Consider the following 20,677-nt stretch of genomic DNA (forward strand, 5'->3'; position numbering starts at 1 on the left):
CGTACCTGTGCTGACCAGGCATGGGACGGGTGGGACGGAAGGTACGAGTGCACGCCCAGGTCGCTCGGGGCGCCAGTGACCCCCAGATCATCATCGCGACTTCGCACCTCTGGCCCCATCTCTCCGCATCACCGATCTACCCGGCAGGAGACCGCACGATGATGAAGGACCGACACCTCGTCGACGGCGACGAAGAATCAGAGCAGTTCACGAGGGTCTCTCCGATGAAAGGCATCTGGCGCCGGGCGTTCGGGAAGAGGGCTCCTGGCGGAGCCAGTAGTACCCCAACTCCGACTTATGGCCGGAGTGGAGGAGTCTCCGCCCCAGGGGTGGCGGAGGAATCCCGGCGCGAGGGTGCGCCAGGCCAACAGGCCGGGGGACCCGACCCGGACAAGCTCCCCGTAGTGCAACGCGAGATCCTCGCCGACGTACGCCCCACTGAGCAGAGCGCCCATCGCTCCAACCGCCGCTTCAACGGCGTCAACCGCCAAGCCCGGGTCGGCCCGCTGCAGTTCCGGCCCGAGGAGCGTGAGCATCTGGACGTGTCGGCTGCCGCGAACGGTTACCGCAGCCCCGGCGGTTTCGCCGCGGACGTCACCCTGGCCTTCATCGACGGCCGGTTCTTCGTCGACCTGCCGCTTGCAGAAGAGCGCCGCAAGCTGCACCTGTTCCGATCGCAGGTGATCCGTCATCTCAGCCGGATCGGGCACAACGTCAACCAGATCGCCCGCGCCCACAACGGCGGCTACGAGGCACCAGCCGACGCCTACCGAAGCCTGGACGAGCTACAGCACCTGCTGGTCGAGATCGCCGAGGCCCTGCGTGAGCCTTCCGGTCAGGAGGTCTGACCGCCGTGATCGCATCCATCAAGCCCTCCGGGGGCAACACCCGCGGGCTGCTCGCCTACCTCTACGGGCCCGGCCGCCACGACGAACACCACGACCCCCACATCGTCGCCAGCTTCGAAAACTTCGCGATGCCCGACCCCGGTCGCGACCCCACGGCTACCCTCACCGAACTCGCCCACTACCTCGATGAACCCGTCACCCTCCGAAACGGCGAGCCTGGCAAGCCGGTCACCGACCACGTTTGGCACTGCCCCGTCCGCGCCGCACCCGAAGACCGGCACCTGTCCGACGCCGAATGGGGGGAGATCGCCGAGCGCATCGTCCGCGCCGCCGGCATCGCCCCGCCAGGTGACGACTTCGCCTGCCGCTGGATCGCCGTGCGTCACGCGGACGATCACATCCACATCCTCGCCACCACCGTCCGCGAAGACGGCCGCCGACCCAAACGCCACAACAACGGCCAACGCGCCGGACAAGAATGCCGCCAGATTGAGAGGGACTACGGGCTGCGCCAGCTCGCCACCGGCGACGGCACCGCCACCAGGGCCCCCACCCAAGGCGAAATGCACAAGGCCCAGCGCCTGGGTTGGGAGGAGCCCGCCAACCAATGGCTCCAGGACCGTATCCGTGCCGCCATCCCTCACGCCGCGAACGTTGAGGAGCTCTTCGCCTACCTGCAGGCCGAAGGCGTACAGATCAAGATCCGCCGGATGCCCTCCGGTGACCCGATCGGTTACGTCGCCGCCCGCCCCGGCGACCTGAAGGCCAACGGACAGCCCAACTACATCCCCGGCGGGAAGATCGCCCCCGACCTGACGCTCCCGAAACTCCAAGCTCGCCTCGACACAGGGAAGCCCGAGGAGCACCCCACCGCCCGCCGCAACCGGCCCGGCACCCCGTGGACCCGCGCCACCGACATCCTCGACGCCACCACTGGCGGGGACGATGACGGCGCCCTCGGACAGTCCCACATCGCCGCGCTCGGCGAGCTCATCGAAGCCACCTCGCAGTCCGCGCCCAAGGAACTGCGGGCCGAGCTACGAGCCGCCACACGAACGTTCGCCCGCGCCCAGCGCTCCAAGGTCCACGCCGAGGACCAAACCGCAGCCGACCTTCGCCACGCCGCCCGCGACATCATCAACGCCACCACCGGCCCCGACGGCAGCGCCCTCACAGCAATGCTTGCCACTCTCATATGGACCGCGATCCTCGCCGGCCGCTGGCACGAACGCCACGGCCACCAACAGCAAACCCAAGCTGCGCGCCAAGCCGCCCATCACCTGCAGAGCGCCCACGACCAGGCGATCACCCCCCACCTCGCTGGCCTCACCGCCCGCCAGCCCAAGGAAGAAGTCCGCAACACCCTCGCCGCCGACGTCCGAGCCGCCCTGCCCGACCACGCCGAACGCATCCTCGCCGACCCCAACTGGCCCGCCCTCGCCACAGTCATCGCCGACGCCGAAACCGGCGGCCACAAACCCCACCAGCTCCTCACCGAAGCCGCAGCCCGCCGCGAACTGACCACCGCCCGCCAACCCGCAACCGTCCTGCTCACCCGCATCCAACACACCGCCCGCAACCCCGCACCCAACCCACGAGCTGAAGCCGCCCGCAGCCGCTCCACCACCGGTACGTCTAGGGCTACTACCCAAACGCCTTGGTCTTCCCAGGAGACGGCCCCCTTCGTTTCTAGCAACCAGGCCCGTCACCGACGGCGCTGACTTCGTTCAAGCCGGGCCGTTCGCCGCAGTACCTGGGGCGGCCCGGTTGGCCGTCCATCGGCGCACTCGACCCCCAAGAGGGGGAGCGAAAGGTAAGAACCAAGCGAGGTGCGGAAGCCATTGTGCAAAAAGAAGGACATCAACTAAAGTGCAGGGCGTACTGGAATGCTCCGATGCGAAGTTCGACCCTAGGAGTCGCACGCATGAGTGGGTCCGTTTCACCCTGGGCAACTGACGTGTTCGGCAAGCAAGCTCCAGCCGTCCACCTGCTTCTGGGACAGGCTCTGCGGAACATGCAGGCCAATGCTCAGGCTGCGCAAGAGCAGGCCGACTCCCGTACCAACCACACGTACGGGGCATCCCGGTGGCAGAACCAGTTCGAACGAGTGCAGGACGAGCTGACGGACTTGCCCGGAGCCGTTCCCGTCCATCCGTTCGGGTTTCCCTTCGAGTTGATGCTTGTCGGCCGCGGTCTGATCTATCCCTTTCTGTACTCGAAGACCAAGGCGGACGTGCGGACGGCACGTATCCCCCATGAGTCTCGGCTGGTGAAGGAGCTGTTCACGTTCGCTCCTGAGCCGAAGCACCTGCAGGACGCGTTTGACTTCGGCCTCGAAGGGACTGCCGTCATGGCGGAGCCGCGCGGCGGCCTCGCAACTGTTCCCCAAGGCACCCGCTTGGTTCTCGTGCCCTTCGCTTGTAATGCCTCCGAGTTGCTGGAAGCGCATTGGGGCATCGCAGCGCTGGGAGAGGGCCGCCACTTGCAGTGGGCAACTGCTCCCGAACCGCTAGTGCTGCCGCACACCGTTACTGCGCACGAGTCCCGTCTGACGAGCGTCCCGAAGCAGTCCGCAGCGTCCGGGCGCAGGCACACCAGCTTCGCCGAGGGAAGCCAGCCCTCGCTTACGCTGTCCTCGCGCGCGACCACGGACCGTCTGCTCGACGTCCCGCCGCAGTCTGAACCGGAAACAGCCGAGGACCGAGCCAGCGAAGACGATGCGACCCACTAAACAAGACCTCATTCCGGGCCTGGAGGAGCGGGGGACGACGCCCCGTGCCATCTCCGACGCCTTCGATCCCACCCGGCTGACGCAAGCGCGTCGGCTGGCAGAGATGACGAAGAAGGACGTGGCCACGAAGCTCGGAGTGACCCCGGCTGCTGTGGGTCAGTACGAGACGGGGGTCTCCCGGCCTCGTCCTGATCTGATCCCCCGGCTGGCCGAGACTCTCGGTGTGCCAGCAACGTTCTTCCTCGTCGGGCGGCCGGCCAACAGGCTCGACGCCTCGATGGCGCATTTCCGCAGCCTGCGCAGTACTCCGAAGTCGCAGCGGGAGCGAGCGCTCGCGTTCGCCGAGCAGGTTTGGGAACTCACATACGCCCTAGAGCAGCGGATCCAGTTGCCGGTCGTGGATCTCCCCGGCTTCGCAGGGGGGGAAGTCCATCCAGGGGCGGAACTGCCAACAGATCCAGCCTCAGCAGCACGAGAACTGCGACTGCACTGGGGGCTGGGCGACGGGCCCGTGACCCATCTGGTGCGACGCATGGAGGCTCACGGCATTGTCGTCGTCACGCCTCCTGCGACGGATCCCTCGGCTTCCACCGTGGACGCGTTCTCCACCCGCGCGGCCCGGCCGCTCGTCATCCTTACAGCCAACCGAGCAGACGACGTGTACAGGCACCGGTTCACAGCGGCCCATGAACTCGGCCACCTCGTACTGCATGGCGATGCAACGGGCGACAGCCGCCAGGAGAAGGAAGCTGACGCTTTCGCGGCCGAGTTTCTCACCCCTCAGGCCAGCATCATCCCGCTGCTGCCCAAGCGAATGGACCTTGCACGCCTGGCCGCACTCAGACAGGTATGGGGCGTGTCCATCCATTCCCTCATCTACCGATGCCGAGAACTTGGCCTGACATCGGACGCAACCACGAGCCGGACGTACCAGCGTCTCCGAGCTCTTGACGGACAGCCCGGATTTACGTCCGAATCCGTCTCCAACTTCTCTGGAGAACAGCCGTCGGTTCTGCGCCAAGCCTTCGAGCTGGCGTCAAAAGAGGCAGACCTATCGGTGGCACAGCTGGCACACGAGCTCGCATGGACTCATAACCGTGTCCGCGAACTGCTGGGCGTTCAGGAACATCGACCCGTACTGCGTCTGGTCCAGTAGCCGCGCGAAATCGGCAACCCGTGGAGCCCCACCCGCGTGGATCTCCGGGCTCTTCGTAGCCGTGTCACGCGGCGATGCCGAGGTCCTTGCGGGTGCGGTGGAGGAACTCTCGTACGGCTGGTTCGCGTCGCCAGGGGGTGAGGGCGGTGGTGAACTCGCGTACGTAGTCCAGGGCGCGGGCGGACTGGACGCGGGCGAGGATGTCGACGGATCGGTTGCCGAGGTCCAGGCCGTGGTCGAGGTCGCGGGCCTGGAGGTGGGCGGTGCCGACGATGGCCAGGCGCATGCCGACCGAGCGGGTGAAGACTCCGGTGGGCATGGCGGTGGCTTGCCGGTTCCAGGCCAGGGCTGCCTTGGGGTTCTTCAGGTCGCGGAAGACCTCGGCGGCGTCCGCGGACAGCCGCGCGTGGTTGTAGAAGTCGATCCAGGCGGGCTCCGGGCCGCCGGTGCGCGCTTGGCCGAGGAGGTTTTCGGAGGCGGCGAGGGCGGCGGAGGCGGCCCGTGCGTCGTTGGTGCGAGCGTGAGCGCGGGCCTCGATGAGTTTGGTGAAGGCCAGCACCCGCGGTGCTGCGTGGCCCTTGGCGCGTTCGAAGGCGCCCTGAGCCATGTCGACGGCCTCGTCGGCGAAGCCGCGCAGCAGGGATTGCATGGCCATGGTGGTCAGGACGTAGCAGCCGAGCTGTACGTCGCCGCCGGCGCGCGCGAGGCGGAGGGCTTGGATGAAGTGGCGTTGGGCGGCTTCGTGTTGGCCGACGTCGAAGGCTGTCCAGCCGGCCAGGCGGGAGAGTTCGGCGGTCACGGAGAACAGGTCGCGGCCCACGCCGTCGGTGAAGGAGCCCTGCAGCAGTGGGGTGGCGCGCTGTTCGAGGCAGGCGGTGACGGAGTTGGCCTTCCAGTTCCCGCCGCCGTATTTGGAGTCCCAGCGGCGGGCGTCGTCGGCTGCCTCGCGCAGTTCGTCGAGGTCGCCCTGGCCGACGCGGACGCCACCGCGATGGGCGGCGGCTCCGTCTGCGGGGTTGACCAGCCAGCGCGTGACGGGGGTGGTGAAGGCGGAGACGGCGAAGCTGCTGCCGGTGAGGAAGTCGCGGCGGTTCACGGAACTCCAGAACGAAGTGGCGACGCGGACGGCGTCGGCGGGATCCCTGGGGAAATCCAACCCCACATCCGGGTCCGCTGTCTCCGCCTCGCTCATAGCGATCTCGGCCAGCCGTACTGGTCGTCCGAGGCGTTCGCTGATGGCCTGGGCGAGGAGTTGGGGTACCGGCCACTTCGGGGTCATGCCGCGCCGGCACCAGTTCGCCACCGAGGTGTGGGAGTAGTCGGTGGTCAGCCCGGCCTGGTGGGCGAGCTGGTTGATGCGGTGGGCGAGGGCTTTGCGGCTGACGCCGCTCGCTTCGATGAGCCGGGCCAGGTCCGCGTTGGGCGGCAGGCTCCGGCGGGCGGTCGACGGCATGGCGTCCCCCTCTTCCACTCCGGAGAGTTCTGCACGCGACCCCGTACTCCTTTGCAGCAAGAAGTCGTACGCCAACCACGTGTGGTGGGTCACCGAGGGTATTGCCTGGCCACCGGTACGTGAACCCCGCCCGCGAGTTGCAAGCCCCCTTGCGAGCCCTCCCGGCCGCTGGTCGGACCCGGTTGTCTGAGGGCAGGTCGCCGTCGGGAAGGGCAGCACTGTCCCGGCGGCGGCCGTCACCGATGGGTTCCACCAATCACGCTCGGGGGTGAACCAGATGTGCGGAATCGCAGGACTGGCAGGACCGGACGCCATCCGGCACGAAGCAACCGTCGGTGCCATGGGCTGGTCCCAGCGCCACCGAGGACCAGACGGCACCCTTCACGCCGCGTCGACCGATGGAAAGGCGGTGCTGGCCATGAACACCCTGCTGGTCGTCGACCCGAACGCCCAGCCCGGCCCCTATCTCGACCGGCACAGCGGTGTCCTGCTGACGTTCAACGGCGAGATCTACAACTACCGGGACATGGCTGCCGCCTGGGGGATCGAGCTGTCCGCTGGGCAGAGCGACGCGCACCTGGTGCTGCGGGCGTGGGCCAAGATCGGTCCGTCCTGCCTGGACGGGTTGGACGGCATGTTCGCCCTGGCCGTGTACGACCCCCGCCTTGGGCGGCTGTTCCTGGCTCGGGACCGATTAGGGGAGAAGCCGCTGTACTGGCGGCTGGACGGGGGTCGGCTCGCCTTCGCCTCTGAGGTCACCACGCTCACCGGCTACGGCACCGCGCCGCTCGTGGTTCGTCCCGAGATGCTCGCGATCGAGACTCCGATCGGGGCCGACACCCCCTTTCAGGGCATCCAGCTCCTGGCCCCGGCCGGTCTGCTGACGTTCGACGTCACCACCGGCTCGCTGGAGCACCGCACGTGGTGGGCCCTCGAAGACCGAGAACCGTTCGAGGGCACCTATAAGAGCGCGCTGGCCGCGTTCTCCGTCTCCCTGGCCGAACAGGTGCCGTTGCGCGCCCCTTCCGGGGACTTCGCGCTTCTTCTGTCCGGCGGCCTGGACTCGTCGGTGCTGGCCTACCTCATGCGCCCACCGGTCTGCGTCACGGTCCGCTACCGGGGCCAGGACCGCCTCGATGAATCCGTCATCGCCACCACCATCGCCCGGGACATCGGCGCCGAACTGATCGTCGTCGAGCCGGGCTCCGCCGACTTCGTCCAATGCCTGCCGGACATCGTCGCCGCCTTGGACTACCCGATGGGCAACGCGTCGACGTTCTCCGAGCACATGGCCTACAAGGCCGTCGCCGACCTCGGAATCAGGGTCGTAGTCGGCGGGCTGGGCCCGGACGAATTCCTCATGGGCTACGTCCGCCACGCGCTCGCCCTCTTCGGTCCGAACGCCGTCATCGACGCTGGCCTGGAGTCCTACCGGCCGCTGGCCGCGAAGCTTCTGCACGCGGCGGGCGAACCGCTGGAGCCGGCGGAGGCGATCACCCGGCTGATCCTGCGCGGCCCGGACCCTGGCGGCCGCATCGGGGACGTGGTCGCTGATGCGCTGCACCGGGCCGGTGGTGATCTGGCGTGCGGGCTGACCCTTGCGGATCTCGCCACCGCCTGGCGGCCCCTGGTCATGACGTCGGACAAGCTCGCCTCGGCGTTCGCGCTGGAACGGCGCTCGCCGTTCCTTGCGCGGGACCTGGTCGAGCTCTCCTACCGCCTGCCGGTCGAGTACAAGATCAGCGACCCGGCGGAGGGCAAGAGGATCCTGCGCGACGCGGCCAAGGCGCTGGGTCTGCCTGCCGAGGTCTGGGGCAGCCGGGACAAACTCGGCTTCGCCAGCCCGGTGCCCTCCTGGCTCACCGGTCCGCTCAAGGCATGGGCCGATGCCCAGATCCGTTCCGTCCTGCACGAAGCCCCAGCGACCCTGCGTCCTCTGCTGGAGCGCGGGCTGCAACCCGCAGGGCGCTTCGACCGGTCCCAGATGCAGGCCCTGATGGCAGCCGCCTGGTTTTCTGACCAGACGGTGAGGGCTGCGGCATGACATCCAACTCCGTTACTACGGTGTCCGGATGCACCCTGACACCACCACCGCCCAGGAGCCGGCCACCGCCCGCGGAGCGGTCGCGATCATCACCAACCGCCGCGGCGAACTCCTGATGCACCTGCGCGACGACATCCTCGGCATCGCCTGGCCAGGCCACTGGAGCCTGCTGGGCGGCGGCGCCGACGACGGCGAACTCCCGAACCAGGCGATCGTCCGCGAACTCGACGAAGAAGCCGGCCTCACCGTCGCCGACCTCACCGAGCTCTTCGCCAGCCGAGACGTCCAGGGCTCCGGCCAGCTCATCTCCTTCTTCTGCGCCACCTGGGACGGCGACGAAGCCGCCCTCCCGCTGGCCGAGGGCGTCAAGCTCCAGTTCTTCGCCCCCGAGCACCTCGACATCCTCACCATCCCGCCGTTCATCCGCGACGGCATCCACCGCTACCTCGCCACCCGCCCCGGATAACACCGCCCTTCCGCCACGGAGGGAGCCGGTCGCCGGGCGGCGGCCACGCTCCCCTTCGGAAGGACGTTTCATGAAGCTCACCGTCATCGGCTGCGGCTACCTCGGCGCCACCCACGCCGCATCCATGGCCGAACTCGGTCACGACGTACTCGGCATGGACTGCGACATGGCCAAGGTCGCCGACCTCAACGCAGGCAAAGCCCCCTTCTACGAACGTGACCTCGACGACCTTCTGGCCGAACACACCGCCTCGGGCCGCCTGCGCTTCACCGCCTCCTACGCGGAAGCCGCCGCCCACGCAGACCTGCACTTCATCGGGGTCGGCACCCCACAGTCCAAGACCGGCAACGCCTACGACCTCGGCCAGGTCTTCACCGCCGTCCGCCAGCTCGCACCCCGATTGCACGGTCCCGCCGTCATCGTCGGCAAGTCCACCGTTCCGGTCGGGACCGTCCCGCGCATCGTCGACATCCTGCGCGAGTTCTCCCCGGCAGCGGACCACATCGAGGTCGCTTGGAACCCCGAGTTCCTCCGCGAATCCTTCGCCATCGAAGACACCCTGCGCCCCGACCGCATCGTCATGGGCTTCGCCGGCCAGCACACCCGGGCCGAGACCCTGCTCCGCCAGTGCTACAGCAAAATCATCGACGCCGGGACACCCACCATCGTCACCGACCTGGCCACCGCCGAGCTCGTGAAGTCCGCAGCGAACGCCTTCCTGGCAACCAAGATCTCCTTCATCAACGCCATGGCCGAAGTCTGCGAAGCCACCGGCGCCGACGTGATGGAGCTGGCCGAGGCCCTCGGCCACGACACCCGCATCGGCCGCCGCGGCCTGCGCCCCGGCCTCGGCTTCGGCGGCGGCTGCCTGCCCAAGGACATCCGCGGCTTCATGGCACGGGCCAACGAACTCGGCGCCCACCAAGCCCTCGCCTTCCTGCGCGAAGTCGACGCGATCAACAACCGCCGCCGCGAACGCATGATCGACCTCGCCCGAGAACAGTGCGACGGCACCCTCACCGGCAAGCGCATCACCATCTGGGGCGCCGCCTTCAAGCCCGACACCGACGACATCCGCGACTCCCCGGCCCTGCACGTGGCCCAGCAACTCCACCAGCACGGCGCCGAGGTCACCGTCTCCGACCCCAAGGCACTCGACACCGCCCGCAAGACCTTCCCCGAACTCGACTTCATCGACGACCCGATCACCGCCGCCGAAGGCACCGACCTCCTGCTGCACCTGACCGAGTGGGCCCAGTACAGCCAGATCGACCCCAAGCCCCTCGCCACCCGCGTCACCCAGCCAAAGATCATCGACGGCCGCGGCACCCTCGACCCCACCCGCTGGCGCAACGCCGGCTGGACCTACCGCGCCCTGGGTCGACCTAATTCCCCGCGCTCATAGTGCGGACCTCGTCGACGGATCCGCGCGGGGTCGAGCAGCTCCTTGCCCTCCGGCACAGCACCAGCTCGACATTCCCCCATCGCCCAACGTCACGCAGGCTGTCTGAGGTCAGGTCATGCCCCGGTGCTCCATAAGGCCCCAACGCTCGCGCTGAAGCGTGGGAACGCGCCGGGTGTACCACCGCCCGACCGGTGAAAGAAGAACCCGATGGGTCGACCCCATTGGCGCTGCCAACTGGCCGGGGGCTATGGACGCCGGGGAGTACCTGCTCGCAGAATTCAAATCTCTTGCACATCGATCGCACGGCCATTCGGTACCAAAAAGGGTCCATCCGGCCCATCCGACAAATGCGGCGACTACGACACAGTAGCGGTGGGGGGAAACCCAGCGTGACTTCGTAGGCAATTCCTTGATGACTGACTGCCTCCGAACCAGCAAGGGTAGCGGTACCGACCCCTGCAGCGCCGATCGTCAGATCGACACCTACAGGACGGAACCAGGCCAATGTTCCCGAACAGCCCTGGGCAAGATCTCCGGAGCCGATGCCCTTCGCAGCGGCTCCGAGGCGACCTACGGCACTGCGCCAAATCTGATCGTGGAGGACGGGAAGCCACTGGTCGCCGTACAGGCCAATGTGGTTGGGGCGCACAATGTCGCCGCCGCCTGCGTGGCGCGCGGCGTCAAGCGCCTCGTCAATATCTTCACCGATAGGGCAGGCAAATCCGACCTCGGGGCTGGGTTGACGAAGCGCCTGGCGGAGTGATCCCCATGCAGGATTCGAGCAGCAGCACAAGGCAGCGTCTGTTCATTTCGGGAACGTTTTCGCCGGCTGTGGCTCCTTCGCCGAGACTCTCGCCTGGCAAGGAGCCGGCGGCCCGCCTGAGACGTGACCGACAGGGTGCGGGCTGTGGGCGAGGCCGCTGCGAGAGCCGCTCCAGATCGCGGCGCGCGCGGTCGCCCAGCCCTCACTCCCCCCGCGTACACCAGCGGAAATGGGGGGCGTGCGAAATATGCCGCACTCTCACCCGAATGTCCCGGATATGCAACAAGCACAACCAAACCACGGCCACGCCTGTCGAATCAGTTCAGCAATCAACAACCTGGGGGACTTCATGTCGGATCACGCGCAGCTCGCCAAGACCGGAACCGCGGCCGGCGTCATCGTCGTCGGCACCACCGTCATCACCGGTTGGTGGCTTCTCGCCGCCGCTATAGCGCTCGTCGCCATCGGTGCGCTCGGTATCCGCTTCGGATTCCGCCGCGGACGCACAGTAGGTGATCTGTGACCGATCCGGGTGTGCTCGCCGCACATCCCACCCGCTCCGGCCTCATGCTCGCCGGAGCCATCACCCTCATGCTCGCCGCCGCCTGGTCCGTGCAACACGCCATCCACGCCGCCGCATACGGGGACAAGAACGGGGGCCGCCTCGCCGCCGTCTGGGTCGTCACGTTCCTGCTGCTCCTCACCCAGACCGTCATGTACCACTGTGAGCGGCCCCGCCGCCTCACCCCTCGCATCAAACGTCAGCTCGACGCCCTCCATGTCGCCGTCCTCATGCCGACGTTCAACGAGGATGAGGGGTACCTGCGGCTCGGCTTGGAGTCGCTTCTGCGCCAGACCCGCCTGCCAGACTCCGTGCACGTCGTCGACGACGGATCCACCAGCACCGAATACGACACCGTCCGCACCTGGTGGATGGATGCTGCCCGCGGCGCGGGGATCACCGCAACATGGCTGCGAGTCCCCAACGGTGGGAAGCGCCACGCTCAGGCTCATGGGGTACGGCAGAGCCCCCAGGCGGACATCTACATCACCGTCGACAGCGACAGCTGCCTGGCACCCAACGCCATCGACGAAGTCCTCATTCCCTTCGCCCGCCCCAGCGTGCAGTCCGTCGCAGGAATGGTCCTCGCCACGAACCACCGGGCGTCGCTCCTGGGCCGCATCACCGACCTGTGGTTCGTGACGGGGCAGCTCGTCGACCGCTCCGCCCTGTCTGCGATGGGATCCGTCCTCGTCAACTCCGGTGCTCTGGCTGCCTACCGGGCCGCGGTCATCCGCGACAACCTGACCAGCTACCTCAACGAAATGTTCCTCGGCCGGCGGGTCATGTTCTCCGACGACTCGATGCTGACCCTGTACGCGCTGCTCCGCGGGCGCACGGTGCAGCAGTCGACGGCGGTGGTGTTCACGGCGATACCGGAGAAAGCCGGGCATCTCCTGCGCATGTATCTGCGATGGATGCGCGGGTCGACGATCCGCTCGATCTGGCGAGTTCGCTACCTGCCGGTGACCAGGTGGGCGTACTGGGCGCATCTGCTGCGCTGGTTCCAGCTCGCTCTCGGGACCAGCGTCGTCGGATGGCTTCTGATCGTGGAACCGTTCTTCTACGGGCATGTTCCGCCGTCGTCGTTCGCGGTCGTTCCGTTCCTCATCGGCTGGGCGCAGGGCCTGCGCTACCTGGCGATCGCCCGTTCCGACGAGTCGTTCGCGTCCCGCCTGTACACGTGGGCGCTCATGCCGCTCGCGGTGATCTGGTCGTGGCTGGTGCTGCGGCCGGTCCGCTGGTACGGCATGGTCACCTGCGCCAAGACCGGCTGGGGCACCCGCCAGAACGGGGCCGAGGTATCCCTGTCCGTCGAACCGACTAGGATCTCGGCCTCTCAGATCGAGGAGCCGACGGTCACTCTCGTCAAACTCCTCGACCCGCTCATGGACACCAACGTGGAGACGGCCTACCCGGCCCGCTGACCCGCGCAGAATTGTCCCCGGTCACTGACCGGGGACAATTCTGCGTCGTGGTGCGAGGCCCAGGTCCGATACCGCCGGGGATTACGGCAACTGCCGGGCTAATCAGGCGGCGCTCGCCGGACTCGTCCAACCGATACTCACCAGCCTGGGGACAGCACTGAGCCCTGGTGCTCTCCGTGAGGAGAGCGCCAGGGCTCAGTCAATGCTTCTGACTCTTCGTCAGGCGTTCCGCCCTTCGGTGCACTGCTGGTGCACCTGGGGGTGGAAAGAGGTCGTGATCAGTGGAAACTGATGGGGACTGTTTCCGCAGGTCAGTAGGCCTCTGGGGTGATCGCGCCAGGTGGGCGGACCGGACCGTTTAGAGGTCGAAGTACATCTCGAACTCGTGCGGGTGCGGGCGGAGGGCGATGGGGGCGATTTCCTGGGTGCGCTTGTAGTCGATCCAGGTCTCGATCAGGTCGTTGGTGAAGACACCGCCGGCCATCAGGTACTCGTGGTCGTTCTCGAGGGCTTCGAGGACGGCCGGGAGCGAGGTCGGGACCTGGGGGACGCTCGCGTGCTCTTCGGGGGCGAGCTCGTAGAGGTCCTTGTCGACCGGCTCGGCCGGCTCGATCTTGTTCTTGATGCCGTCGAGGCCGGCCATCAGGAGCGCCGAGAAGGCCAGGTACGGGTTGGACGACGGGTCCGGCGCGCGGAACTCGATGCGCTTGGCCTTCGGGTTGGCGCCCGTGATCGGGATGCGGATCGCGGCGGACCGGTTGCGCTGGGAGTAGACCAGGTTGACCGGGGCCTCGAAGCCGGGCACCAGACGGTGGTACGAGTTCACCGTCGGGTTGGTGAAGGCGAGCAGCGAGGGGGCGTGCTTGAGGATGCCGCCGATGTAGTAGCGGGCGGTGTCCGAGAGGCCCGCGTAGCCCTGCTCGTCGTAGAACAGCGGCACGCCGTCCGTCCACAGCGACTGGTGCACGTGCATGCCCGAGCCGTTGTCGCCGAAGATCGGCTTCGGCATGAAGGTCGCGGTCTTGTTGTTGCGCCAGGCGACGTTCTTCACGATGTACTTGAAGAGCATGAGGTCGTCGGCCGCTGCGAGCAGCGTGTTGAACTTGTAGTTGATCTCGGCCTGGCCGGCCGTGCCCACCTCGTGGTGCTGGCGCTCGACCTGCAGGCCGGACGCTTCCAGCTCCAGGGAGATCTCGGCACGGAGGTCGGCGAAGTGGTCCACCGGCGGGATCGGGAAGTACCCGCCCTTGTAGCGGACCTTGTAGCCGCGGTTGTTGTCCTCGGAGCCCGTGTTCCACGCGCCGGCCTCGGAGTCGATGTGGTAGTACGACTCGTTGGCGTTGGTCGCGAAGCGCACGCTGTCGAACACGTAGAACTCGGCCTCGGGGCCGAAGTACGCGGTGTCGGCGATGCCGGACGACGCGAGGTAGGCCTCGGCCTTCTTCGCCACGTTCCGCGGGTCACGGCTGTACTGCTCGCCGGTGATCGGGTCGTGGATGAAGAAGTTGATGTTGAGCGTCTTGTCCTTGCGGAACGCGTCCAGGCGCGACGTGGTGAGGTCGGGGACGAGCGCCATGTCGGACTCGTGGATGGCCTGGAAGCCGCGGATCGACGACCCGTCGAACATCAGCGTCTCGGTCGGGTCGAAGGTACTGACCGGAACCGTGAAGTGCTGCATGACTCCGGGCAGGTCACAGAAGCGGACGTCTACGAACTTGACGTCCTCGTCCGCGATGAACTTCTTGACGTCGTCGGCGTTCTGGAACATCCAACTCCTCCTAGACCCGGCTCGAAGAGTCCGGGATGGCAACACGAGGCGCGGCCAGTGCGATGGCGCACGCTGGCCCCGACCATAGGGATCGGGGATTTCCCAAGCATGACCCATTTGTTTCGACGAGGTTAACCGCTAGGTCGTAGGCGGCGCGCGCGGGCGGCGAAGGCACCGTACGGGTGACCCGGGGCGGCACAGTACGGTGGACGGGTGGACAACAGGGATGCACTCGGGTCGTGGCTCTCGGGACCGCGCGCGGCCGCCGAGCAGATGGGCACGGATTTCGGCTACCGGGGTGAACGGCTGGGGCTGCCGAAGGACGGGCCGGGTTCGCTGGCCACCGTCGGCCGGCGGTTCGCGGCGGTGTTCATCGACTGGATGCTGTGTCTGGTGATCGCATACGGCTTGATCGCGCATCGTGACGTCCAGGGGTCCAATCCCTGGACGCTGGCCCTCTTCGGAGCCCTGAGCGTCGTGACCCTCGGCAGCGTCGGAAGCACGCCCGGTAAGCGACTGCTCGGCCTGCGGGTGGTCCGGGTCGACGGCGGGCGGCTCCGCCTCGGCCCGGTGGTGCTCCGTACGGTCCTGCTGCTGCTGGTGATCCCGGCGCTGGTGTGGGACCGCGACGGCCGCGGGCTGCACGACAAGGCGGCGCAGGCCGTTCAGGTCCGGATCTAGCCGGTAGAAGGCCCTGGCCGACAGAAGGCCCGGGCTGACAGAAGGCCCTGCCCGACGGAAGGCCCTGCCCGACGGAAGGCCCTGGTCGACGGAAGGCCGAAGGCCGGGCCCCACAACCGTCGGCGACGACCCCCCCGACAACGTGAACGCCCTCGTGGGCCTGGCCGAGCCGCATTCGGCTCGCCCGGCCCACGAGGGCGTTGTGGTCGGTGTTCGGGGTTCAGCGGCCCTTCGGCATCCGCATGCCCTTCGGCATCGGACCCTTCGGGATCGGCATGTTGCTCATGAGGGTGCCGAGCGACCGCAGACGGTCGTTGACCTCGGTGACCTTCGGGCCCGCCAGCACGCGCGGCAGCTTGAGCAGCGTCGTACGGACCTTCTTGAGCGGGATCTGGCCCTCTTCGTTGCCGACGATGAGGTCGGTGATCGGCACGTCGAACACGACGCGCGCCACCTTCTTCTTCTCGGCGGCCAGCAGGGCCTTCACCCGGTTCGGGTTGCCCTCGCCGACCAGCACCACGCCGGCCTTGCCGACCGCACGGTGCACCACGTCCTGGCTCTTGTTCATCGCGACCGCCGGGGTCACGGTCCAGCCGCGGCCCACGTTGTCCAGCACCGCCGCGGCGGCACCCGGCTGGCCTTCGAGCTGCCCGAAGGCGGCCTTCTCGGCCCGGCGGCCGAAGACGATCGCCATCGCGAGGAACGCGAACAGCAAGCCCAGGATGCCCGCGTAGATGGGGTGGTCGATCAAGAAGCCGAGGGCGAGGACGACACCGAAGGTGACGATTCCCACAGCCGCAACGACGAGCCCGATCTTGGAGTCGGCCCGCCTGGTCATCTTGTAGGTCTGAGCGATCTGCTGAAGCCGCCCAGGGTTCTCGGATGTTTCCTTCCTCGCCATGCGGCACAGGATACGTGGCCCGCGCGCCGGTGGGCGCATCGGTGGCCCCCAAGGCGCCGGTACCCCCGTCAGGGGGAAGCCGGTGCTGTGCTCGGAAGGAGCGGAGCCCAGCGCTCAGCCTGTGCCCGGAAGGAATCGGGACCAGTGCTCAGAAGGAATCCGGCCCCGTGTTACGGCCGGCGGCGGGCGCGTTCAGCGCCTCGATCACGTGCTGCACCTCACGCCGGTCCTTGGCCCGGCGGCGGTCCTCGACCACGGCCGACCAGGCGTTGCGACGGGCGGTCTGCTGGCCCCCGCCCAGCAGCAGTGCCTCCATGGCGCGCAGGGCTCCGGTGACGGTGACTGTGGGGTGGAGGGTGCTCTGGCGGAGTTGTGCGGACTCGACCTGCATGGGGGTCCCCTCAGGACGCCTCGGAATCGCAATCGCATGGGTGTGCGTGAACCAGGCTCGCCACATTGTGTTACCAGCCCGTGACCGCACGGTCAATCTCGCATGAAACCTTGCCGCGACCCTGATTCCGCTTCGCCGCGCCGCATGCCTGGCGGGAGGTGGTGACGCGGTGCGTGGCCGCACCGCGTCACCGTGAGGGGTCTCACACGGACTGTGCCGCCACCGGCTGCTCGCCCGACTGCTCGCCCGTCTCCCGGCGGCGGTCCATCGCCTGCTGGAAGAGCCGGCCGGCACGATACGACGAACGGACCAGCGGCCCGGACATGACGCCGGCGTAGCCGATCTGGTCGGCCTCGTCCTTGAGCTCAACGAACTCGTGCGGCTTCACCCAGCGCTCGACGGGGTGGTGCCGCGGCGAGGGCCGCAGGTACTGCGTGATGGTGATCAGCTCGCAGCCGGCGTTGTGCAGGTCCCGCAGCGCCTGGCTGACCTCTTCGCGCTCCTCGCCCATGCCCAGGATCAGGTTGGACTTGGTGACCAGCCCGGCCTCGCGGGCCTTGGTGATCACTTCGAGGGAGCGCTCGTAACGGAAGCCGGGGCGGATCCGCTTGAAGATGCGCGGCACGGTCTCGACGTTGTGCGCGAGCACCTCGGGCCGGGACGAGAAGACCTCGGCGAGCTGCTCGGGGACCGCGTTGAAGTCCGGGATCAGCAGCTCGACCTTGGTGAAGCCCTCGGCCCGCTCGGCGGTCTGCGCGTGGATCTGGCGGACGGTCTCCGCGTAGAGCCAGGCGCCGCCGTCCTCCAGGTCGTCGCGGGCGACGCCGGTGATCGTGGCGTAGTTCAGGTTCATGGTCACGACGGACTCGCCGACACGGCGCGGCTCGTCGAGGTCCAGCGCGGCCGGCTTGCCGGTGTCGATCTGGCAGAAGTCACAGCGCCGGGTGCACTGGTCGCCGCCGATGAGGAAGGTGGCCTCGCGGTCCTCCCAGCATTCGTAGATGTTGGGGCAGCCGGCCTCCTGGCACACGGTGTGCAGGCCTTCGCTCTTCACGAGCGCCTGCATCTTCGTGTACTCGGGGCCCATCTTCGCCCGGGTCTTGATCCACTCGGGTTTGCGCTCGATGGGGGTCTGAGCGTTCCGGACTTCCAGGCGCAGCATCTTGCGTCCGTCGGGTGCGACAGCGGACATCGTCCGGTACTCCCCTTCCACCAGCGTGTCTTCGAATCTTCGGCGAACCCCAGGGTACGCCCGTTGTTTGTACCTATACGAACAGAGCCAACCAACAGGCTCATGGGGGCATTCCCCCAAGGGGGTGAGGGCCAGGGTGAAGGCCAGGCGTGGTCCCGCACGGCCCACGAAAGGCCCGTCGTGCCCTGCCCCAGGCCTGCGCCCGCCTACCTCCGCCCTGCCCCCGCCCCTACACGGCGCGCGGGAGCGGCTCCGCGGTCTCCAGCACCGCCCGCAGGTGCTTCTCGATCACCGGAACGACGTCGGTGACGGAGATGTCGCGGCCCAGCTCGTTGGAGAGCGAGGTGACCCCGGCGTCGCGGATGCCGCACGGCACGATCCGGTCGAACCAGGTGTTGTCCGGGTCGCAGTTGATCGCGAAGCCGTGCATCGTCACGCCCTTGGCGACCCGGATGCCGATGGCCGCGAGCTTGCGGTCCTCGCGGCGCTGGCCGGCGTTGGACGGCGCGTACTCCGGGCCGTTCAGCCGCGGGTCGAATTCGTCGTCAGCCAGACGGGGGTCGAAGTCCAGCGTCAGGCCGCCCGTCGGACGCTGCTCGACGGGGTCGCCCAGCACCCAGACGCCGCTGCGGCCCTCGATGCGGGTGGTCTCCAGACCGAACTCGGCGCAGGTCATGATCAGCGCGTCCTCGAGCCGCCGGACGTGCGCGACGACGTCGACCGGACGCGGCAGCTTGAGGATCGGGTAGCCGACGAGCTGACCGGGGCCGTGCCAGGTGATCTTGCCGCCGCGGTCCACGTCGACGACCGGGGTGCCGTCCAGCGGGCGCTCGTTGTCGGCGGTCCGGCGGCCCGCGGTGTAGACCGGCGGGTGCTCGAGCAGGAGGCAGGTGTCGGGGATCTCGTCCTCGAAGCGCGCGGCGTGCACCCTGCGCTGCTCCTGCCATGCCTCCTGGTATTCGACGGCGTCCGCCCCGAAGCCCAGGTGGACGAAGTGCAGGTCAGTCACGTCAGCTCCTCGTAGTCGCCTCGTTGGCGCCCCTGCAACTGTACGACCGGGCCGGAAGCTGCCTGCATGGGGCCGGGGGAGGGCTGGGGCGGGTGCGGGCCAGGAGCGGGCGGAAGTGAGCCAGGAGTGGGCTGGGAGCGGGCGCGGGGCCGTTCGGAATGGGCGTCGGTACCACGGTCGGTGACCGGAAGATAGGGCTTTGCAAGTCAATGGGGTGGGCTGTCACCCATTCGGGGGAATCTGAGGCTCTGGTGGTGAGCGCGGTACTACAGGCCGTTACATTCACGCCGTTCCGGAGTCCTTCGAAGGAAGTGGACCGCACAGCCGATGACGGACCGATCCCCGCAGCGTTCGCCCAACCGCCAGCTCGCCACCCTGATCACCGAGGCCGGCTTCTCCAACGCGGGGCTCGCCCGCCGGGTCGACCAGCTCGGGATCGAGCACGGCCTGGACCTGCGCTACGACAAGACCTCCGTGACGCGCTGGCTGCGCGGCCAGCAGCCGCGCGGTACCACTCCCGCGCTCATCGCCGAGGTCTTCACGCGACGGCTGGGGCGGCGGCTGTCCGCGCAGGACCTCGGGCTCGACGCGTGCGCGCCGGTCTACGCGGGCCTGGAGTTCGCCGCGGGACCGGAAGAGGCGATCGACATCATCAGTGGACTGTGGCGGAAGGACACCGGTAGCCAGGCCGAGCTGCGCAAGATCGCCTTCACACCGGCCGGACTGGTGGTGCCGAGCCGCGACTGGCTCATCGGGCGGGCCGACGAGCACGTGGCGCACGGGGTCAAGGCAGGGGACGGTGCCACCGGAGCCGGAGCCGGAGCCGGGGCTTGGGCCGGTGGCGGTTCCGGGGGGTCGGAGGCGGAGCGCGCCGGCCGGGCCCGGATTCCCGCCCAGACGCGCGGCGGCCACGGGCCGGCCCGCGCCGCCGTCCCCCGCCAGCGCGTCACCATGGGCGACATCGCCGCGCTGCGCTCCGTCGGCGACCTCTTCCGGTCCCTCGACAACACCTACGGCGGCGGCCACGCCCGCCAGGCGCTCGTCCGGTACCTCGAGCACGAGGCCGAGCCGATGCTCCGCGGCACGTACGGCGAGGCCCTCGGACGGCGGCTGTTCGGCGCGGTCGCCGACCTGACCCGGCTGGCCGGCTGGACCTCCTACGACATCGGCGCCCACGGCCTCGCCCAGCGCTACTTCGTCCAGGCGCTACGCCTCGCCCAGGCGTCCGGCGACCGCGTCTACGGCGGCTACGTCCTCGTCACGATGAGCCGTCAGGCGGTCTACCTCGGGCACGGGCGCGAGGCGGTCCAGCTGGCGCGGGTGGCGCAGCAGGGGGTCGGCACGAGCGCGCCCGCCGTCGTCCAGGCCCTTCTGCACGCGGCGGAGGCGCGCGGACACGGGCTGCTCGGTGAGATGCGGGCCTGCTCGGCCGCGCTGGCGCGCGCGGAGCGCTCGCTGGAGGCGGCGCGGGCGGGGGACGAAGTCCCGTACTGGGCGCGGTTCTTCGACGAGGCGCAGCTCGCGGACGAGTTCGGCCACTGCCACCGGGATCTGCAGCAGTACCGGGCGGCGGCCCAGTACGCGGAACGGTCGCTGCAGCTGCGCGGGCCGGCGTACGCGCGGAGCCGGGTGTTCTGCCGGACGGTGCTGGCTTCTGCGCGGCTGGGGTTGGGGGAAGTGGATCTGGCGTGCGCGCTGGGGGGAGAGGCGATGCAGCAGGCGACCGAGATGCGGTCGACCCGGGCGGTGGAGTACGTCCGGGACTTCGGGCGGCGGTTGGAGCCGTTCCGGGAGACGGTGGCGGCGCGGGGGTTCTACGAGCGCGCGGCGGCGCTGGGGTTGGCCGTGGGCTGAGGTTCTCTCCTGCTCCCGGAGGCCTG

Annotated in this window: 18 protein-coding genes; 12 read left to right on the forward strand and 6 right to left on the reverse strand. The window is 68.5% G+C overall.

Annotated features, from left to right (window positions below):
- The first annotated feature begins 404 nt into the window (after window positions 1-404).
- From LNW73_RS24040 to LNW73_RS24055, 4 genes are all read left to right on the forward strand, one after another.
- Window positions 405-848 carry a MobC family plasmid mobilization relaxosome protein gene (locus LNW73_RS24040; protein ID WP_308407720.1) on the forward strand — a complete coding sequence of 148 codons (444 nt, stop codon included), beginning with the start codon at window positions 405-407 and terminating at the stop codon, window positions 846-848.
- Window positions 849-853: 5 nt separating this feature from the next.
- Window positions 854-2,569 (forward strand): relaxase/mobilization nuclease domain-containing protein, encoded by a 1,716-nt coding sequence (locus LNW73_RS24045; RefSeq protein ID WP_250991344.1) that lies wholly within the window; start codon window positions 854-856, stop codon window positions 2,567-2,569.
- Between the two features lie 203 nt (window positions 2,570-2,772).
- Window positions 2,773-3,579: a hypothetical protein gene (locus tag LNW73_RS24050; RefSeq protein ID WP_250991345.1), complete on the forward strand. Its 807-nt coding sequence runs from the start codon at window positions 2,773-2,775 to the stop codon at window positions 3,577-3,579.
- Window positions 3,566-4,735: an XRE family transcriptional regulator gene (locus LNW73_RS24055; protein WP_285391567.1), complete on the forward strand. Its 1,170-nt coding sequence runs from the start codon at window positions 3,566-3,568 to the stop codon at window positions 4,733-4,735. The genes LNW73_RS24050 and LNW73_RS24055 overlap by 14 nt, the downstream gene beginning before the upstream one ends.
- A gap of 64 nt (window positions 4,736-4,799) precedes the next feature.
- Here LNW73_RS24055 and LNW73_RS24060 read toward each other — a convergent pair whose 3' ends face one another.
- A complete protein-coding gene (locus tag LNW73_RS24060; RefSeq protein WP_250991347.1) occupies window positions 4,800-6,188 on the reverse strand; it encodes a sporulation protein in 1,389 nt (462 codons plus the stop codon).
- Between the two features lie 277 nt (window positions 6,189-6,465).
- Between LNW73_RS24060 and LNW73_RS24065 the strand changes: the two genes are divergently transcribed.
- The 6 genes from LNW73_RS24065 to LNW73_RS24090 all read left to right on the forward strand — a co-directional run bounded on the left by LNW73_RS24065 (window position 6,466) and on the right by LNW73_RS24090 (window position 12,855).
- On the forward strand, window positions 6,466-8,232 hold the full coding sequence (locus tag LNW73_RS24065; protein ID WP_250991348.1) for an asparagine synthetase B family protein: 1,767 nt from the start codon (window positions 6,466-6,468) through the stop codon (window positions 8,230-8,232).
- A gap of 28 nt (window positions 8,233-8,260) precedes the next feature.
- On the forward strand, window positions 8,261-8,698 hold the full coding sequence (locus LNW73_RS24070; protein WP_250991349.1) for an NUDIX domain-containing protein: 438 nt from the start codon (window positions 8,261-8,263) through the stop codon (window positions 8,696-8,698).
- Window positions 8,699-8,768: 70 nt separating this feature from the next.
- Complete coding sequence (locus LNW73_RS24075) at window positions 8,769-10,103, forward strand: UDP-glucose dehydrogenase family protein (protein ID WP_250991350.1); 1,335 nt, start codon at window positions 8,769-8,771, stop codon at window positions 10,101-10,103.
- Between the two features lie 412 nt (window positions 10,104-10,515).
- The gene (locus tag LNW73_RS24080; RefSeq protein ID WP_250991351.1) at window positions 10,516-10,866 is read left to right on the forward strand and encodes a polysaccharide biosynthesis protein; all 351 of its coding nucleotides are present in this window, start codon (window positions 10,516-10,518) and stop codon (window positions 10,864-10,866) included.
- 277 nt (window positions 10,867-11,143) lie between these two features.
- Window positions 11,144-11,389, forward strand: coding sequence for a hypothetical protein (locus tag LNW73_RS24085; protein WP_250991352.1), 246 nt, complete (start codon window positions 11,144-11,146; stop codon window positions 11,387-11,389).
- Window positions 11,386-12,855, forward strand: coding sequence for a glycosyltransferase family 2 protein (locus LNW73_RS24090; RefSeq protein ID WP_250991353.1), 1,470 nt, complete (start codon window positions 11,386-11,388; stop codon window positions 12,853-12,855). Before LNW73_RS24085 ends, LNW73_RS24090 begins: the two co-directional genes overlap by 4 nt.
- A 358-nt stretch (window positions 12,856-13,213) precedes the next feature.
- Here the strand turns inward: LNW73_RS24090 and glnA are convergent, their stop codons facing one another.
- On the reverse strand, window positions 13,214-14,623 hold the full coding sequence (gene glnA / locus LNW73_RS24095) for a type I glutamate--ammonia ligase (protein ID WP_250975517.1): 1,410 nt from the start codon (window positions 14,621-14,623) through the stop codon (window positions 13,214-13,216).
- 213 nt (window positions 14,624-14,836) lie between these two features.
- Between glnA and LNW73_RS24100 the strand changes: the two genes are divergently transcribed.
- A complete protein-coding gene (locus LNW73_RS24100) occupies window positions 14,837-15,304 on the forward strand; it encodes an RDD family protein (RefSeq protein WP_250991354.1) in 468 nt (155 codons plus the stop codon).
- Window positions 15,305-15,524: 220 nt separating this feature from the next.
- On the opposite strand, the gene LNW73_RS24105 is transcribed toward LNW73_RS24100, so the two are convergent.
- From LNW73_RS24105 to lipB, 4 genes are all read right to left on the reverse strand, one after another.
- Window positions 15,525-16,205, reverse strand: coding sequence for a DUF4191 domain-containing protein (locus LNW73_RS24105; protein WP_250991355.1), 681 nt, complete (start codon window positions 16,203-16,205; stop codon window positions 15,525-15,527).
- Window positions 16,206-16,353: 148 nt separating this feature from the next.
- Entirely contained in the window at window positions 16,354-16,596 is a 243-nt protein-coding gene (locus LNW73_RS24110; RefSeq protein WP_250991356.1) for an SCO2195 family GlnR-regulated protein, read from the reverse strand.
- Window positions 16,597-16,798: 202 nt separating this feature from the next.
- Window positions 16,799-17,788, reverse strand: a complete 990-nt coding sequence (lipA, locus tag LNW73_RS24115) for a lipoyl synthase (RefSeq protein ID WP_250975513.1) — start codon at window positions 17,786-17,788, stop codon at window positions 16,799-16,801.
- 229 nt (window positions 17,789-18,017) lie between these two features.
- Entirely contained in the window at window positions 18,018-18,797 is a 780-nt protein-coding gene (gene lipB / locus LNW73_RS24120) for a lipoyl(octanoyl) transferase LipB (protein ID WP_250991357.1), read from the reverse strand.
- 327 nt (window positions 18,798-19,124) lie between these two features.
- Here lipB and LNW73_RS24125 point away from each other — a divergent pair, with 327 nt between their 5' ends.
- Complete coding sequence (locus tag LNW73_RS24125; RefSeq protein ID WP_250991358.1) at window positions 19,125-20,651, forward strand: regulator; 1,527 nt, start codon at window positions 19,125-19,127, stop codon at window positions 20,649-20,651.
- Window positions 20,652-20,677 lie beyond the last annotated feature (26 nt).

The sequence above is a fragment of the Streptomyces sp. RKAG337 genome (assembly GCF_023701715.1).
Lineage (GTDB): Bacteria > Actinomycetota > Actinomycetes > Streptomycetales > Streptomycetaceae > Actinacidiphila.